The organism is Aquimarina sp. MMG015 (genome assembly GCF_018100855.1).
In the GTDB taxonomy this organism is placed as follows: domain Bacteria; phylum Bacteroidota; class Bacteroidia; order Flavobacteriales; family Flavobacteriaceae; genus Aquimarina; species Aquimarina latercula.
Map to the genome: position 1 here is coordinate 266353 of NZ_JAGJEB010000007.1, position 16846 is coordinate 283198.

Below are 16846 nucleotides of genomic sequence, written 5' to 3' on the forward strand. Positions count from 1 at the left end.
ATATTATCATTTTATCTTTGTAGAACAACACTTTATTTATGAACATTCCTTATACTAATTTACCAAGATTAGTGATTATCGGAGGTGGTTTTGCAGGAGTTGCATTGGCCAGAAAAATGGTCAAAGAAGATGTACAACTCGTACTATTAGATAGACACAATTATCACACATTTCAGCCTTTATTATATCAAGTTTCTACCTCATCTTTAGAACCTGATTCTATTGCGTATCCTTTAAGAAAAATTGTAAAACGTGGAAAAAATACGTTTTTTAGAATGACTGAGGTAAGCTCTATAGATCCTAACGAGAAAAAAGTACATACAAACATAGGTAGTATTACTTATGATTATTTAGTTATTGCAACTGGAGCGCGAACTAATTTCTTTGGCAATGAAACTATCGAAAAAAATGCGATGCGAATGAAAAATCTTCCACAAGCGTTAAATTTACGAAGCTTATTGTTAGAAAATCTAGAACAGGCAGTTATTACTACAGATCCAGAAAAGAGAAAAGAATTATTACGTTTTGTATTAGCCGGTGCAGGACCCACTGGTGTAGAATTAGCAGGAGGAATTGCAGAATTACAGCTCAATGTACTTCCGCGTGATTACCCTGATATGGATTTTAGTGAAATGGAAATTCATTTAATAGAAGGAGCGGATCGCGTTTTGCCTCCTATGAGTACAAACGCATCGGAAAAAGCCTCTAAATTTCTTACAAAAATGGGGGTTCGTATTCATACCAATACACAAGTAACTAATTATGAATCAAACTTGGTATCTACCAATACTGATCTTTCTTTAAAAACTGCAACTTTTATATGGTCAGCTGGAGTTACTGGTGCTCCGGTAGAAGGATTACAAGCAGATACTCTTATACCAAGAGCTAATAGATATAAGGTAAATGAATATAATCAAATCGAAGGTTATAATGATGTATATGCTATTGGGGATATTGCTTTAATGCAAACGGATGAATATCCAAAAGGACATCCTATGGTAGCCCAACCAGCAATACAACAAGGAAATCATCTCGTAAAGAACCTTAAAAGGCAATTAAAAGGAATGCCAATGATTCCTTTTAAGTATTTTGATAAGGGATCTATGGCTACTATTGGTCGTAATAAAGCTGTTGTAGATTTAGGCAAATTCCGTTTTGGAGGATTTTTCGCTTGGTTTGTTTGGATGTTTATACACTTATGGTTTTTAGTAGGTTTTAGAAATCGTTTTGTTACGTTTTTTAATTGGACGTATAACTATATTAATTATGATAAAGCTGCAAGACTTATAGTAAGACCTTTTAAGAATAAAAAAGAAAATGAAGTAGAACGAGTGTAATTCTATTTAAGATCATATTCTAATATTGATTAAACAACTTAGAAGGTAAATCTTTAAGTTCTTCTCTAGTAATTTTTTCTCCTTCGGTTGGTGGTTTAATATCCATAGTATCCGAAGAAAGTAAATGAATTTTGTGAAAACGGACTGTTTTCTTTCCTTCTTTTAATTCTAGAATAAGTCCAGGTAATCCATAATATCCTTTTGGACCGTGATTAGCTATAATCTCTTTGGTATACCAAGCTTCTACCCTTTTATCAGAGTTGTTTAGTACAGCTTTATAACATACATATTGATCAATTTTTTTGGTCTCTTTTGTTAGTGTCCACTGTAAATCCATTAACTTTTCCTCTATCAAAAACTGTCTATTTCTTTGATCAAATTCATAAATCTTTAGCGAACTGATTTTTTGATCTTTCTTATGATTTATATAAATAATTTCTGAATTATTATAATTGACCCGTTCATCCACAAATTCGCGGCCTGTTTTATTTGTTCTGGTATAGGATACAGTATCATTACTAACTTTATCTTGTGGATAGTACAATGAATTTTCATTCTTAACCTTTAGAACAGTAACAAAGTCATATGCTGGAATATCCAAAGATTTCTTCTTAGTTTCTTTAAAAATTTTCATAGAATGAGCAGACATTTTATTCGCTTGCTCCTGTATCATTTGGCGAAATATATCAGTAGAATCTTTATCCTTATCAGCTATACTAGCCGCTTTGATTCTCTTTATTTCATCCATATAAATCTTAAAGTGTTCTGTATCCATCGGTGCATGACGTCTCGAAACCTGAGCGGGTTTTCTTTTCTCTTTATAAAACACAGTAATTTCCTGACTTTTTCCTAAAAAAGAAAAAAATAAAATGATTAAGAGTAGTTTAATTTTCATCCGTTTCTAATTTCTATTATAACTATAGTATATATCTAAGTGTTATATTCATTAAAAATGTTACCCTTTAATTCTTATAAATTCCCTGTAACATCTATTTTATATTTTAACAATTCATCAATGTTCATTAAAAAGTAACATTGGAATATCTTCTAATTCTTCTCTAGTAATTTTTTCTCCTGTATTCGGTGGTTTTACTTTAAAGCCATCTAGTGTATAAAGTATTCTATCTATAACGATAACTGCATCGTCCTCCACCACTTTTACTATTAATCCCGGTAAGCCCCAATATCCAGCTGGACCAAATGAACTATCTATATCTTCTGTATACCATACTTCTACAGGTTTTTGGTTTTTAGTAGTATATACCCCGTAAGAACCGGTAAATTCTTTTTTTAACGATTTAAACAACAATGCTTTTTTACAAGTGTATCCAAACATTTTTTTGGTTTCATTCGTTTTTTTCCAATTTAATTTAGATAACTTTTCTTCAATTAAATATTCCTTCCCGTAAGCATATTCAACACTTGATTTTTTCTTCTTACGCTTGTTGATATACACAACCTTATACTCTTTTTCTGATGTTTCTCTACTTATAAAAACTCGCTTACCTCCTTTTCCGTAAGTAACTGAATTATTTATTGTGTCATTATATTGTCGTTCTATAGGATAATAGATTGACTTACTACCATCTATTCTTAGTACGCTGTTGTATTCATAACGCTTCAATTCGTTACTATGGTCTTTGGCTTTATCTCTTATCAATGACATATCATCCTCTGTCCTTGGAATAATATCTAACATAGAAGATCTTAACTGCCGATAATTCGCTTTTCTGACTTCGTTATAGAAAACGGTAAATTCTTGCGCATAATTCCTTACACACATAAATAGAAAAATTGATAATAGAAGTGTAATTTTCATAAAGATATTTGTGTACAAAAAGCAAAACTAAGAAATTAGTTGAATGATTCAACTAATTTCTTAGTTTATTTTATTATTATCATTTTTCCCGCAAACAACATTCCATCCTATTATTTCGACAGTTGGGTTATATTCAATTTTATCATCTGATTTTTTGATTCAATTTTGGTGTATCAATTAAAAACAACAAAAGAACAGATGAAATCATTACTAACCATAATTTTATTACTCACCATATCATTTTTACATGCGCAAACTACCATTTCGGGAACCGTTACAGAACCATCTGGCGCTCCTATTCCTGGGGCTAATATTTATTTAGAAGGCACCTACGACGGGGCATCAACAACAGATGATGGCACATTCACTTTTACAACCTCCGAAACGGGAGAACAAATGTTGATTGTATCTTTTCTTTCTTTCGAAACATATGTGTTCAATGCCTCTGTAAACAAAATGAAAGATCTAAAAATAGTACTAAAAGAAGATGTAAATTCTTTAGGAAGCGTTATTCTTAACGCAGGTACTTTTTCTGCAGGAGACAATAGTAAAGCATCAGTATTGACTCCCTTGGATATTGTTACTACCGCAGGAGCAGCCGGAGATTATATTGGTGCCTTCCAAACCTTACCAGGAACATCTACTGTGGCAGAAGATGGTCGACTATTTGTAAGAGGTGGTGATGCTAATGAAGCTAATGTTTACATTGATGGTTTAAGAGTCTTTCAACCTTTTTCAGCAACAGCTAATAACATTCCTACTCGTGGTCGTTTCTCTCCTTTTCTATTTAAAGGCACCAACTTTTCTACAGGCGGGTATTCTGCAGAATATGGAGATGCTTTATCTAGTGTATTACTTTTAAATACCATTAATGAACCAGAACAAGAAAAAACAGATTTATCTTTTATAACTGTAGGTCTTGGTGTAGGAAACACACAAAAATGGGAGAAAAATTCCTTAAGTATCAACGCATTTTACCTTAATCTAAAACCATATCAGGAAATCATTTCTCAACGTGTAGATTGGATTAAACCTTTCGAGTCACTGTCCGGTGAAGCTGTTTATAGACATCAATTTAATAATGGTTTATTCAAATTATATGGAGGCTTAAATTATGCTGATTTCCAATTAATTCAGGAAGATATTAACAGACCTGCAGGAATAAACTTTGGACTTACTAATAGAAATCTATATCTAAATGCCTCTTATAAAGGTGATCTAAGAAATGATTGGACATTAGCTACTGGAGCAAGTTTTGCCAATGATCACAATGACATAAAAATTGAAGAAACTAATGTTGATAATGATGATAATAGCGCACATCTAAAAATAAAACTAAGAAAAAGATTTAGTAATCGATTTAAACTAAGTTTTGGAGCAGAACAATTCTTAGGTAATTTTAAAGAAGAAGCAAATGCTCAATCCTTTGGAAATTTTCAGAGTAGTTTTAAAAATAACAGTACTGCTGCTTTTTCTGAAGCTAATGTGTTTTTCAACAAAAAATTAGCAATGCAGGTTGGATTACGGGCTACTCACAATGCTTTACTTGATGTTACGAAGATATCTCCTAGGGCTTCTTTAGCGTATAAAATTGCAGATAAATCTCAAATTTCTTTAGCATATGGAGATTTTTACCAAACACCTCAGCAAGATGTCCTTAAATATAATAGTTCATTAGACCCAGAAAAGTCATCACATTATATTCTTAACTACTTGTACCAAAATGATGGAAGAACCTTACGAGCAGAAGGGTATTATAAAAGCTATAACAGTTTAGTCAAATTCGATACTGACTTACCAGAATTTGACAGTTTTTACAACAACAATGGAGATGGATATGCAGCTGGATTAGACCTTTATTGGAGAGACAATAAATCTATTAAGAATTTCGAATATTGGGCGAGTTACTCCTATTTGGATACAAAGAGAAATTATAGAAATTACCCAGAACGTGCTACTCCAAATTTTGCCGCAAAACATAATCTATCTGTAGTTGGAAAATATTGGGCTAAAGATTGGAAATCTTTAATCAGTGCTACCTATAATTTTGCTTCTGGACGTCCATACACAGATCCAAATACTATTAACTTTTTAGGCGAAAAGACAAGAACATTTAATTCTTTAAATATGAGTTGGGCTTATCTAATTAGTCAACAAAAGATTTTATTTGTATCAGTATCTAATGTACTAGGTTTTGACAATGTATTTAACTATCAATATGCCAATACTCCTAACATTAATGGTGATTTTGCTAGACGTGCTATTAGACCAACTGCTGATCGTTTCTTTATAGTCGGTTTCTTTTGGACAATCAGTGATAATAAAAACGATAATCAATTGGATAATCTGTAATACAATTCATCTCAAAAAAACTACAGTTCGGTATTATTTAATTCCAAAACACACCTTATTAAAGGATCTTTACAATGTAAAACAACCAATACTATGAAAACATTAATTATTATACTTAGCATTTTTACAATTACAACTACCACTGCTCAATCGGCCTACGAAAAAGGAATGGGAAAAGCTTTTGAACTTTGGGGGCAACAAAAAAATGATGAAGCTGCCAATTTATTCGAAAGAATTGGTAAAGCAGAAAAAGACAACTGGCTTCCATTTTACTATGCTGCTCAGATCCATATTGTAAAGACGTTTGGAACTAAAAATGCAGAAGAAGTAGAATCTCGTCTTACAAAAGCCCAAGATTACCTTAATCAAGCCAAAACTTTTTCTAAGAATAACGCAGAAATCCTAATTATGGAAGCAATGTTAAATACTGCATATGTAGTATATGATGGAGCAAAATATGGAATGACACATTCTGCTAAAGTGGAAGAATTATATCAAAAAGCAAAGATTATTGAACCTGAAAACCCAAGAGCAATATTATATCACGCAGAATGGCAAATGGGAGCAGCAAAATTCTGGGGGAAAGACCCAAAAGCCTTTTGTTCTGAGATAGAAAAAGCTATCTTGTACTTTGATACGACGTCTTCTGCCATACCTTTTTATCCAAGTTGGGGAAAAGATCAGATAGCAAGAATACAAGAAAATTGTAAGTCATAAACAAAACAATATTTAGCATATATGAATACCCGAAAAGACATAAAGTTTATTGTAATTGTTTCTCTAGTAATTTCATTAGTAGTTGCTGTATTAAATTTATTAACTAATGGTTTTAAATTCGAAGAGGTTTTTACGGTCTCTTGGTTTGGAATTAACTTTATGTATAGTTTCTTTTTATGCTATATAAACACATTATATTTTCGATTCATCAATTATAAATTCGAATGGAAAAATAAAGGAGTTAAAAGAATAGTAATTGGTGCAGGAGGTTCCATTATTATCACTATGATAGGGTTTGCAATTTGTGAATTTATAGCAGCGGTTATTATTCTAGAAAGACAAACTGTCGAGGAGTTTTTAGCTGACCAATCATTTAAAGATTATATTTTCCCTTTATTATTTACTACAGTAATTTCCTTATTCTTTCATGCAATGTATTTCTACAAAGCACTACAAGAAAAAAAGGTAACTGAACAAAAAATAATCGCAGGAACAGCGTCAGCAAAGTTTGATGCACTAAAAAATCAGCTTGATCCGCATTTTTTATTCAACAGTTTAAATGTGCTAACATCTTTGATAGATGAAAACCCAAGAATGGCTCAGAAGTTTACAACTTCCTTATCTAAGGTGTATCGATATGTTTTAGAACAAAAAGATAAAGAACTAGTAACTGTAGATGAAGAATTAAAATTTGCAAAAACATATATGACCTTACTAAAATTAAGGTTTGAGGATAGTATCATTTTTGAAATGCCAGAATCTGCAGGTAATTCTGAAGCAAAGGTAGTACCACTATCATTACAGATTTTATTAGAAAATACGATCAAACATAATGTAGTTATGCCAGATAGACCTCTACATATAAAAATTTATGAGGACGATGGTTTTCTAATTGTAGAAAACAACTTACAACCTAAAGAAGTTATAAAGCAAAGTAGCGGAGTAGGTTTAGGAAATGTGCAACAACGATACGGATTACTAACTAAAAGAGAGTTTTCGGTATTCAAGACAGAAACGGCTTTCATTGCAAAGCTTCCAATATTAACAAAAAAAATAACATCAATCGATATGACAGCATCACAGAATATAGAAATCGTTAAAGATTTAAAATATAAAAGAGCGAAAGACAGAGTTAAAAAAATGAAAGAATTCTACGGAAGTCTAACAGCATATTGCATCGTAATTCCTTTTTTAATATTTATAAATTATAGAACTACAGGTTTTGGCCTTCCTTGGTTTATTTTTCCGATGGCCGGATGGGGATTAGGATTACTTTTCCATTATGCAGAGGCTTTTGACCATCATCCAATATTTGGTAAAGATTGGGAGAAGAAAAAAATTAGAAAATATATGGACGAATCTAATCGAAGAAATTATGAATGATAATGATAAAAGAAAAGCATATAACAGTGCTAGAAAAAGAGTCAAGGAGGAACGAAGTTTTTTTTCACACGTCGCAGTGTATGTGGTAATGAATATAATAATCATAATTTTTAAAATAAAAATTGGAGATTATGTAAATAGTGAAAATTATGACGATTACCTGCCATGGAATCTATTTAGTGCTCCGATATTATGGGGAATTGGTTTACTGGCACACGGATTATGGACATTCAGAGGAAAAAATGGATTAGGAAAATTATTTAGTAAATCCATCTTTGGTAAAGAATGGGAAGAACAAAAGATTGAAGAATTTATGAACAAGAAGAATGACATCTAAACAAATGGAAAATTCTGAATTACATAAAAGATATTCTAAAGCAAAAAAGAGAGTTCAAGACGAACGATCTTTCTTTACACACCTTGCCTTGTATATAGTAATTAATATGGTGATTACTTATATAATTTTACAACTAAAACACCATATATATGACGGATATTTATTTTTAAACCTAATTAGTTCTCCTGTCATTTGGGGAATATTCTTACTTGGACACGGGCTATGGGTTTTTGGAAATAAAGATGTATTAAGAAAAGCATCAAAACCATCTTTTTTAAGCAAGAAATGGGAAGAAAAAAAGATTGAAGAACTAATGCAAGAAAATAACTAATTCTAAAAAATATAACATGGAAAACTTAGAACGACAAACAAAATATAGAAGAGCAAAAAAGAGAGTCCAAGAAGAAAAAGGTTTTTATAGCCATTTTACAGCGTATGTAATTGTAAATGTTTTTCTACTTCTGATCAACTCAGATTTCATAGATGAAGGATTTAATAATTGGCTAAATTGGAATTTATACATTACTCCATTTTTCTGGGGAATTGGTTTATTCTTTCACTGGGTGAAGGTTTTTAATCCAAATATAATTTTTAGTAAGCAATGGGAAAAACGAAAAATCAAAGAACTAATGAATGAAGATAACACTATAGATTATCTATAGTGATCAAAATCATTAATCAAAAAACAACAACAATCTAAAACTATTCATTATGCAAGACTATGAAGAAAAAGACAGATATGAACTAGCTAAAAAAAGAGTGGATGATGAACGAGGTTTTTATACACACCTAACGTTTTATATTGTTATTAACATAGTTATATTAATCATCAACACTAATTCGGACAATCAAGGATTTAAAAGCTGGTCACAATGGCACTTATACATTACTCCTGCACTTTGGGGAATAGGGTTATTGTTTCACGGATTAAAGGTTTTTAAACATAATTTCATTTTTGGAAAGAACTGGGAAGAACGAAAAATCAAGGAACTAATGGACGAAGAAGATACACCAGATGTATCATAACATCAATCAAAACTAACACTAAAAAACTAATCATCATGAAAGATTTCGAAGAACAAAAAAGATACGAACGCGCAAAAGAACGAGTAGACGAATTAAAGAAATTTTACAATAACCTATTTTCCTATGTTATTGTTATAGGCTTCTTAGCTGGTCTAAATTACTATCAAAATGAATGGCGTTATGCCTGGTTCTTATGGGCTGCATTTGGTTGGGGAATCGGTTTAGCTTTCCATGCTGTTAAAGCATATAGAATTAATCCTATGTTTGATAAAGATTGGGAAGAACGTAGAATCAGAAAATATATGGATGAAGAAGATAAAGAAAAGCAACTTTGGGAGTAAATTATGCTCTTTCTATATTGTTTATATAATCCAATTTTGATAATGAAATTAAAGTAGGTAAAAATGAAAACACTCATCCATCTTATTATTATATTTTTTATAGGTTTACTTAATGCTCAAGAATCTTTTATCATTAGAGATGTAACTATTTTTGATGGTGATAAAGTGATCCCAAAAACATCCATTCTTGTAGAAAATGGAACTATCTCTAAAGTTGCCAAATCAATAAATCACAAGACTACTGTTATTGATGGAAATGGTAAATTTTTAATGCCTGCAATGACTAATTGCCACGTACACGCTTGGGGAGTTCCTATTTTACAACAAGCGGCAGGAGCTGGTGTATTTAATCTATTGGATATGCATGGTGTTGAGCCATACCAAGGAATGATGAAGACCTATAGAGATTCTACAAATTATGCTCGTTTTTTTGTAGCTGGATATGCTGCTACCGCTCCAGAAGGACACGGTACGCAATATGGTTTCCCTGTTCCTACCCTAAATAGACCAGAGGATGCAATTAAATATATAGCTGATAGAGTAAAAGCAGGTGTAGACCACATTAAAATAATCGTTGAACCATGGAAACCTACATTATCGCACGAAACCGTTAAAGCGATTATTGATGAAGGTCATAAAAACAAAAAAAAGGTAGTAGTGCATGTTTCTAAAATGAATGACGGATATCAAGTGCTAACTAATAATGCCGATGGATTGGTACATATCTGGAGAGATACTCCAATGCCAGAAGAGCAGTTACAACAATTAGCAAAAGAAAAAGATTTTTTTGTGATCCCAACACTTCTTGTATCAATAGAAGTCCAAAAGAAACGAAGAAAAAAAACCGCAGAAGAAATTGAACAAATAGAAGCATTTTTAAAAAAAGAAGTAAAACGATTATACGATGCAGGAATCCCTATTTTAGCAGGAACCGATCCTCCAAATGTAGATATTAACTATGGAACCGATCTTTATAAAGAGTTAATCCTGATGTCAGAAGCAGGTATTCCAAATAAAGAAGTCTTAAAAGGAGCTACCTCCTTACCAGCAGATAAATTCGAATTAGGAAAAATAGGATATATAAAAGAAGGGTATATTGCTGATCTTTTATTATTAGATAAAAACCCAATAGAAGATATTACACATATAAATACGATGGTATCTATGTGGAAAGCTGGAAAAAAAGTACAAACAAAAAAGTAATTTTAATTAAACATATGAACGTAATAATAATCGAAGACGAAAAACCTGCTGCTAGAAGACTCGGACGTATGCTAGATGATCTAGGTATTAAGATCAATACAATGCTTCATTCTGTTAGTGAATCTATTGAATGGTTTAGTAATAATGAACATCCTGATTTGATATTTTTAGATATCCAATTAAGTGATGGGTTATCGTTCGAGATTTTTGACGCTATTACAATTAAAAGCTCGATTATTTTTACAACTGCCTATGATGAATATGCATTAAAAGCCTTTAAGTTAAATAGCATCGATTACCTACTAAAGCCAATTGATGATGAAGAATTAGAAGCTGCTGTAAAAAAGTACAAGGATCAGATATCACCAGGTCAATCTATCCAAGTAGATTTTGAAGACATTAAGAAGCTGCTAGTCAACCCAATAGATCGAGTATATAAAAAACGTTTTACTGCTCGCGTCGGTCAGCATCTTAAAATCTTTTCTGTAGAGGATATTGAATGTTTTTATTCAGAAAACAAAGGAACATACCTTCATACGAAAGAAAACAGAAACTATCTTATCGATACCACGTTAGAATCTCTAGAAGATGAATTGAACCCACAACAATTTTATAGAGTGAATCGCAAATTCTATGTAAATATAAATGCGATAAAAGACATTATCTCTTATACCAATTCTAGATTACAAATCAAGTTGAATCATTTTAGTGAGCAAGAAATCATTGTAGCACGTGAACGTGTAAAAGATTTTAAGGATTGGTTGGAGTAAGCAAAAATAACCTTCATTTTTGAAATTAGGATAATATAAATCTGCTCTGTTTAACTCTCAATGATAGATAATATTCTAGAAAACAAAAGTATTGCTTACTTTTAGACATACACATCTATTAGAATGACAACTCACAGTAACCCTTTATTAGGTAAGTACCTTATTTTTTCTTTGTTTTTTATCTGGCTAAATTCTTTCAATATTTCTGCTCAAGAATATGACACCAATGATCTTAAGGAGTTAGAAAAACAAGGAATGATATTCTACAAGACAGAAGAATATGAAAAAAGCATCGCAACCTATAACAAGCTAGAAACTACAGCAAAAAAATTGAACAATGCTTCACTAGTATGCATCTCTAATATAATGAAAGGGCATATATATTGTAGGAATGGAAAAAATAAAGAAGCTTTAGAAAATTACTATAATGCCCTCGATATTATTGAAAAAACAGGGAATGTAAAAAATGAGATCATAGTCAATTCTGGGCTTATTATTGTTCTTTCAAGAATGAATCAAAATACCAAAGCAAAAAAAATTGCACTGCGTTCTCTAAAAGCTATCCCAAGTACCACCTACCATAATAAAGAAAATCATGTTAGATTCTTAACTACTCTTAGTGATATATATCTAGATGCAGAGCAATATGACTCCGTATTACACTATGCCAAACAAGGTGTCGAGATGAGTAAATCTCTTAAACTAGATGAATTGTATGTAGACCTTTTAATCAAGAAAGGGATGGTCTTCTATTACCAAAAGGAGTATAACAAATCTTTAGAATATTTGTTTGAAGCAAAAGAAATACTTAATAATAAACAAATTAACAACAAGTCTTATCCAACTATTAGAGCTAATTATTTTATTGCGAATTGTTATTATCAAAAACAGTCCTATGATAAAGCAATTAGTGTATTACTAAATAGTATAAATTGTTTTGAAGAAAGTGATAAGTTTAAACCTCCTGCAATCAGATCACATTTATTATTAGTAAACTGTTACAACCAAAAGGCCGACTATAAGCAGGCAATGCTTTGGAATACTAAATATACCGCATTAAATGAATACTATCTAAAAGATAAAGACCAAACGGTGGATATCATTCATCAAAAAGAAACTAATAAACTTGAACAAGAAATAATAATCTTAGAAGCAAAACAAACAGAAGAGAGGCAAGCAAAAAATCGAATATTCTGGATTCTTTTAGGTACCGCAATAGCATTAATTTTTAGTGTCTTCTTATATTTTAGAAAGCAACGATCCAACAAAACGATGTTTCACAAGTTAATACAAGAAATCGATACTTTAGAAGCTAGCAAACAAAATCCAATTCATAAGGAAGAATTAAAAAAAGAAATCACTATTGATGATCAGAAGGTCAATGAAATCATCAAAGGATTAGAAAAACTAGAAATGCAGGAGTATTTTCTAAGATCGGACTGCAATCTTCGATCCATGGCAAAAAAGCTGAAAACCAATGCCACTTATTTATCCAAAACAATCAACACACACAAAGAAAAAAACTTTACAGAGTATATCAATGACCTTAGAATTGAGTATGTACTCAACAGATTAAAGGATGATAAAAAGTTTCGATCATATGCCATTCAATCCATCGCTACAGAGATTGGATACAAGAGTAGTTATTCGTTAGTAAAGCATTTTAAAGCAAAAACAGGTATCAATCCGTCTTATTATATCAAAAGTCTTGATAAGCAATTTGAAGCATCGGAAATTGAGGTATAACCTATGGCTATTTTAAACAATTTAGCCATGTGTTATTATTACAAATCCTTGAAATCAAATATATTTCTATGAAATACATTTTTTATTGCAAGTCATTCTCAGAAAACTGAAAAAAGACTTAACTAACAATTAAATAATCATAAAATGGAAAAAGACGGAACACGAAAAATCAAACTAAAAAAGTTAACAATAGCAAGGATTAACATAGATACAATGCGAAAAATAGAAGGAGGATCTAGTGGAACTACGTTACCAACAGACATTATCAATTTAGATGGAGAACCTTGGAATATTTGCGCTTTAGGTATTAAATAGTATTACTTTTTTTTGTACACTAATCACCCTGCTAATATGCAGGGTTTTTTTGTGACTATTTTGTTTAAAATGGTCAACCTTCCTTTTTAATTCCTCTGATCACGGTTTACTTTAGTATCAGCATCAAAATACAGATAACCGTACATTTTGATCAAGGGGCAACCGAAAACCTTAATATAGAGTAGGTAGTTAAAAACAAATCATTATGCTTAATAATCTTTTAAACTTAAAAGGAGTATCTCAATTGAACAAAAAAGAACAACAAACGATTAAAGCCGGAACGTATTACGGAGATCTATGTCTTAGACTTTGTAGTGGAAGTTGTTCTTTCGGACATTGTTTTGAGCAAATTGATTAAATATTATTTCTCCCGAGAGTTCTTCTCGGGATTTTTTTATCGTATTTCTAATTTAAAAATAACGCAAAATGATTCACAAAATCTTAAACTTAAACGGAGTTACTATTCTTAAAAAAGAGCGTCAAAAATCAATTCAAGGAGGTACATATGGTTGTCAGAACATAGTAAGAAGATGTATAGATGATAGTGATTGTTGTTCTGGAAGTTGTGGGGTAGAGAAAATCATCAACGGAAACATTATCACTCTCTCTATATGCTCATTTACCTAAACACTTTATATCTCCTTTAAAATAAGGGAGATGAAAAGTTCATAAATTCTAATCGAGAATAGACAGAAAACTGCAACTGTCTTAAAATGTTTGCTATTAAACTAAAATCACTTAATTTCTAACAAAATGAAAAAATTAATGCGACTAAAAGGAGCTCAGGTTTTAAACAAAAAAGAGCAAAAAACTATTAATGGAGGTAACACAGGCATGCAATGTCGTAGTCATTCAGATTGTAGCGCTCTAAATGGAATTCCTGGTTTTGAATATGAGGAATTCTTCTGTCATTGGGGATATTGTCAAATTATGTAAATATTATAAATATTTATAAGTTGTAATAAAAAAGCCTGGAGTTACATGACTTCCAGGCTTTTTGGGAAAATAATAATAAATAAAACTACAATTATTCTTCTATATCGCTACAATTCCTTGTGTATTTGTATCTGGAAGATTCCCTGACTCCTCTCCTATTGGGCTAAGCGTTTGTCCATTAACTCCAAAGATTCCAATAGTACCATCTAATCCATATAACTGGTATAAGAAAGCTCCATCATCAGAAATCCACATATCAATCCATCCTTCTGTAGTTCCGAATGCAGCTCCTGGATCTGTAGTATTACCTGTAGCTCCCACACCTTGAGCAGCTGTTTGATCTAACAAGGTTACTACACCATTATTAAAGCTAAAGGATGCCAATCCAGCTTCTATAGCATTTGATACAAAAAATGTATTTTCATCTGACGTAAAATCTAACCAACAAGCGGTTCTTCCTGTGTTTCCTTCACCTGATCTAACATCTAAGTTAACATCTACAAGTTGATCTCCATCAATTCTCCACGTAGAAACAGAACCATCTTGTAAAGCTGGAAATGCTGGCGGTGCTCCATTATATTGAAATTCTCTAGCCTCAGTAACAACTGCATATAATTCTCCATCTGTTCCTCTAACAATTTGAGATCCAATTGCCGAAGGAAGGTTCCTTTGCTCTGCATTTCCTCGTAAAGTAGAAGTAGCACCATCTAATCTAGTAAGTGAACCTCCATTAATACCAAATAAAACTACTTCGTCTTGATTACCCACTGCAGTACTTCCTGTTCCTAAATTATCTGTAGCACCTACATCTAAACCAGCAGCTCCTGCATTAATAGAAGCAACGATCGCATACGCTCCACCAGGAGCAATATACACACAAGACGGTCTGTTATCTAGATTAACAGAAGCTCCAGCAGATTGAAAAGTTCCGTCATCTAATAACCAAAAAGAATCTAAAGTACCTCTATGCGTTGGCTCTCCTCCATCCAAAAACTCTGAGCGCGTAATATTGGTTACTAAAACCAAACTATTTACTCCTGTCATACTTTCTGGAGCAGGATAAGAATCTATACTATTAGGGCCTTGGGCGGAAGTTGTCTGAAGGACAGGATTTCCTAGAGAGAAATCATCGTTTACTGGCAATGCCGAAATTGTATTACTACCCGCGTTTACTGCTAAAACAAATGCATTATCTCTTGTTTTGGTAATTGCATATGCTGAGATTAAAGGATCTAATCCTTCTCCTCCATCAAAATCACCGCCATTTCCTCCTGTAGCTACTGGTCCTATTGGGGTAAGTGTCCCATCTACATTTCTGCCATAAGTAACAATGGTATTAGGTCCCTGCTCTACTCCATCTACCTGTCCTTCACCATTTGTCATTGCATATACTGCTCCTACAAAATTATTAGTTTCTTCTCCTCCATCTGGAACGAAATTATCATCATCGTTACACGAAGTGAATATTAATGTTGAGGTCAATAGAATATATAAGCTAAATTTTAGATTTTTCATTTTGTTTCTTTTTTTGAGTTTTGAGTTTATGTTTACGTCAAACTTTTGCACATTGCCTTTTCATAAAACAAGACAATGATTAATTGCTTTTACACACTTTTATTCGGCCGAATACAATGCAAAATCAAGAAATGAAGTATTTTAATTTTTAAGTTTCTTGACTGATATTTGGTACGCTTTATACTTTCTGTACTTACAAGTCTAAAAGAGTCTATCGAACATAAAAAGAAAATAAAAAGGCAACAACAAAACTCGTAAAGCATTAAAAATCAAATCTTTAATTAAAAATAAAACATTTACACAGGAATTGTAAAATCTATAGTTTTTAAAATAACATTAACATTTATATTAGATATCTTTAACAAACAAGTTTTCTTAGGAATGTTAGCTAGCTAACATAAGTCACTATCAATTCATCTTCAAAACATACTAATACTAGAATAAAAAAGATTTTAATACAATCAGGTATAGGCAACCCTCTTTAAATATTAAAGTTCTAAGTAGTTCTATAATTTTGCGCAACCATTTCAATTTTTCACATCTTATAAAAAAGCAAAAGACAATGAACAAGCCATTCAAATTAATCGTTATCCTAATATCTTTATTATTTACAAGTGCACAGATATCTTGTGATGACACTAATAATTGTGAAGATGCTATCTGTACATTAGTACTGATTAGAATTTCGGTATCAATAACTGATCAGGATCAAAAGCCTGTTATTTTAGACTCCTATGAAGTGATTAATCTAGAGAATGGAGAAAATATTACCGTTTCATTGTCCCCAGCCGAACAAGAATTGCAACTTGGACAATACCTATTAGTCGAGGATGATGTGCTTGGAGTAAATCAAGAGCAACAAATTCAGTTTAGAGGATTTATTAATGATCAGCAAGTTATTAGTAGTGACTATACAGTAAGTACTGATTGTTGTCACGTAAGCTTAGTATCAGGAGATTTAGAACTTACACTTTAAATAAAAATGAAAACAGCTATAGTCTCAACCAATTTTGGCACTTTAGTTATTGATTCTGAACATTCAATAAATC

The 16846-nt window shown here is 31.8% G+C and carries 20 protein-coding genes; 17 read left to right on the forward strand and 3 right to left on the reverse strand.

Annotated features, from left to right (window positions below; translation table 11 throughout):
• Positions 1–38: 38 nt before the first annotated feature.
• Positions 39–1337, forward strand: a complete 1299-nt coding sequence (locus J8L88_RS15265; protein WP_118385466.1) for an NAD(P)/FAD-dependent oxidoreductase — start codon at positions 39–41, stop codon at positions 1335–1337.
• A gap of 19 nt (positions 1338–1356) precedes the next feature.
• Here J8L88_RS15265 and J8L88_RS15270 read toward each other — a convergent pair whose 3' ends face one another.
• Both J8L88_RS15270 and J8L88_RS15275 read right to left on the reverse strand, forming a co-directional pair.
• Complete coding sequence (locus J8L88_RS15270; RefSeq protein WP_211061169.1) at positions 1357–2232, reverse strand: GLPGLI family protein; 876 nt, start codon at positions 2230–2232, stop codon at positions 1357–1359.
• A 117-nt stretch (positions 2233–2349) separates the two neighbouring features.
• The gene (locus J8L88_RS15275; protein ID WP_211061170.1) at positions 2350–3156 is read right to left on the reverse strand and encodes a GLPGLI family protein; all 807 of its coding nucleotides are present in this window, start codon (positions 3154–3156) and stop codon (positions 2350–2352) included.
• 198 nt (positions 3157–3354) lie between these two features.
• Here J8L88_RS15275 and J8L88_RS15280 point away from each other — a divergent pair, with 198 nt between their 5' ends.
• The 15 genes from J8L88_RS15280 (at position 3355) to J8L88_RS15350 (ending at position 14282) form a co-directional block, all read left to right on the forward strand.
• Entirely contained in the window at positions 3355–5508 is a 2154-nt protein-coding gene (locus tag J8L88_RS15280) for a TonB-dependent receptor domain-containing protein (RefSeq protein ID WP_211061171.1), read from the forward strand.
• 93 nt (positions 5509–5601) lie between these two features.
• Positions 5602–6225 carry a hypothetical protein gene (locus J8L88_RS15285; RefSeq protein WP_027392165.1) on the forward strand — a complete coding sequence of 208 codons (624 nt, stop codon included), beginning with the start codon at positions 5602–5604 and terminating at the stop codon, positions 6223–6225.
• Between the two features lie 21 nt (positions 6226–6246).
• Positions 6247–7608 carry a 2TM domain-containing protein gene (locus J8L88_RS15290; protein WP_118385460.1) on the forward strand — a complete coding sequence of 454 codons (1362 nt, stop codon included), beginning with the start codon at positions 6247–6249 and terminating at the stop codon, positions 7606–7608.
• Positions 7601–7945 (forward strand): 2TM domain-containing protein, encoded by a 345-nt coding sequence (locus J8L88_RS15295; protein WP_211061172.1) that lies wholly within the window; start codon positions 7601–7603, stop codon positions 7943–7945. The genes J8L88_RS15290 and J8L88_RS15295 overlap by 8 nt, the downstream gene beginning before the upstream one ends.
• A gap of 4 nt (positions 7946–7949) precedes the next feature.
• On the forward strand, positions 7950–8276 hold the full coding sequence (locus J8L88_RS15300; protein WP_211061173.1) for a 2TM domain-containing protein: 327 nt from the start codon (positions 7950–7952) through the stop codon (positions 8274–8276).
• 16 nt (positions 8277–8292) lie between these two features.
• Complete coding sequence (locus tag J8L88_RS15305) at positions 8293–8607, forward strand: 2TM domain-containing protein (protein WP_027392169.1); 315 nt, start codon at positions 8293–8295, stop codon at positions 8605–8607.
• A gap of 49 nt (positions 8608–8656) precedes the next feature.
• Complete coding sequence (locus tag J8L88_RS15310) at positions 8657–8971, forward strand: 2TM domain-containing protein (protein ID WP_118385459.1); 315 nt, start codon at positions 8657–8659, stop codon at positions 8969–8971.
• A 35-nt stretch (positions 8972–9006) separates the two neighbouring features.
• Entirely contained in the window at positions 9007–9312 is a 306-nt protein-coding gene (locus J8L88_RS15315) for a 2TM domain-containing protein (protein WP_035084596.1), read from the forward strand.
• A gap of 63 nt (positions 9313–9375) precedes the next feature.
• A complete protein-coding gene (locus J8L88_RS15320; RefSeq protein ID WP_211061174.1) occupies positions 9376–10515 on the forward strand; it encodes an amidohydrolase family protein in 1140 nt (379 codons plus the stop codon).
• A gap of 14 nt (positions 10516–10529) precedes the next feature.
• Positions 10530–11285 carry a LytTR family DNA-binding domain-containing protein gene (locus J8L88_RS15325; protein ID WP_118389807.1) on the forward strand — a complete coding sequence of 252 codons (756 nt, stop codon included), beginning with the start codon at positions 10530–10532 and terminating at the stop codon, positions 11283–11285.
• A gap of 123 nt (positions 11286–11408) precedes the next feature.
• Positions 11409–13031, forward strand: coding sequence for an AraC family transcriptional regulator (locus J8L88_RS15330; protein ID WP_211061175.1), 1623 nt, complete (start codon positions 11409–11411; stop codon positions 13029–13031).
• A gap of 144 nt (positions 13032–13175) precedes the next feature.
• A complete protein-coding gene (locus J8L88_RS15335; protein WP_155839630.1) occupies positions 13176–13346 on the forward strand; it encodes a hypothetical protein in 171 nt (56 codons plus the stop codon).
• Positions 13347–13551: 205 nt separating this feature from the next.
• Positions 13552–13704 carry a hypothetical protein gene (locus tag J8L88_RS15340; RefSeq protein ID WP_155839631.1) on the forward strand — a complete coding sequence of 51 codons (153 nt, stop codon included), beginning with the start codon at positions 13552–13554 and terminating at the stop codon, positions 13702–13704.
• Positions 13705–13772: 68 nt separating this feature from the next.
• Complete coding sequence (locus J8L88_RS15345; protein ID WP_211061176.1) at positions 13773–13973, forward strand: hypothetical protein; 201 nt, start codon at positions 13773–13775, stop codon at positions 13971–13973.
• Positions 13974–14099: 126 nt separating this feature from the next.
• The gene (locus J8L88_RS15350) at positions 14100–14282 is read left to right on the forward strand and encodes a hypothetical protein (RefSeq protein ID WP_211061177.1); all 183 of its coding nucleotides are present in this window, start codon (positions 14100–14102) and stop codon (positions 14280–14282) included.
• A 99-nt stretch (positions 14283–14381) separates the two neighbouring features.
• On the opposite strand, the gene J8L88_RS15355 is transcribed toward J8L88_RS15350, so the two are convergent.
• Entirely contained in the window at positions 14382–15797 is a 1416-nt protein-coding gene (locus J8L88_RS15355; protein WP_211061178.1) for a hypothetical protein, read from the reverse strand.
• Positions 15798–16359: 562 nt separating this feature from the next.
• Here J8L88_RS15355 and J8L88_RS15360 point away from each other — a divergent pair.
• A complete protein-coding gene (locus J8L88_RS15360) occupies positions 16360–16773 on the forward strand; it encodes a hypothetical protein (protein ID WP_118385457.1) in 414 nt (137 codons plus the stop codon).
• The last annotated feature ends 73 nt before the right edge of the window (positions 16774–16846 follow it).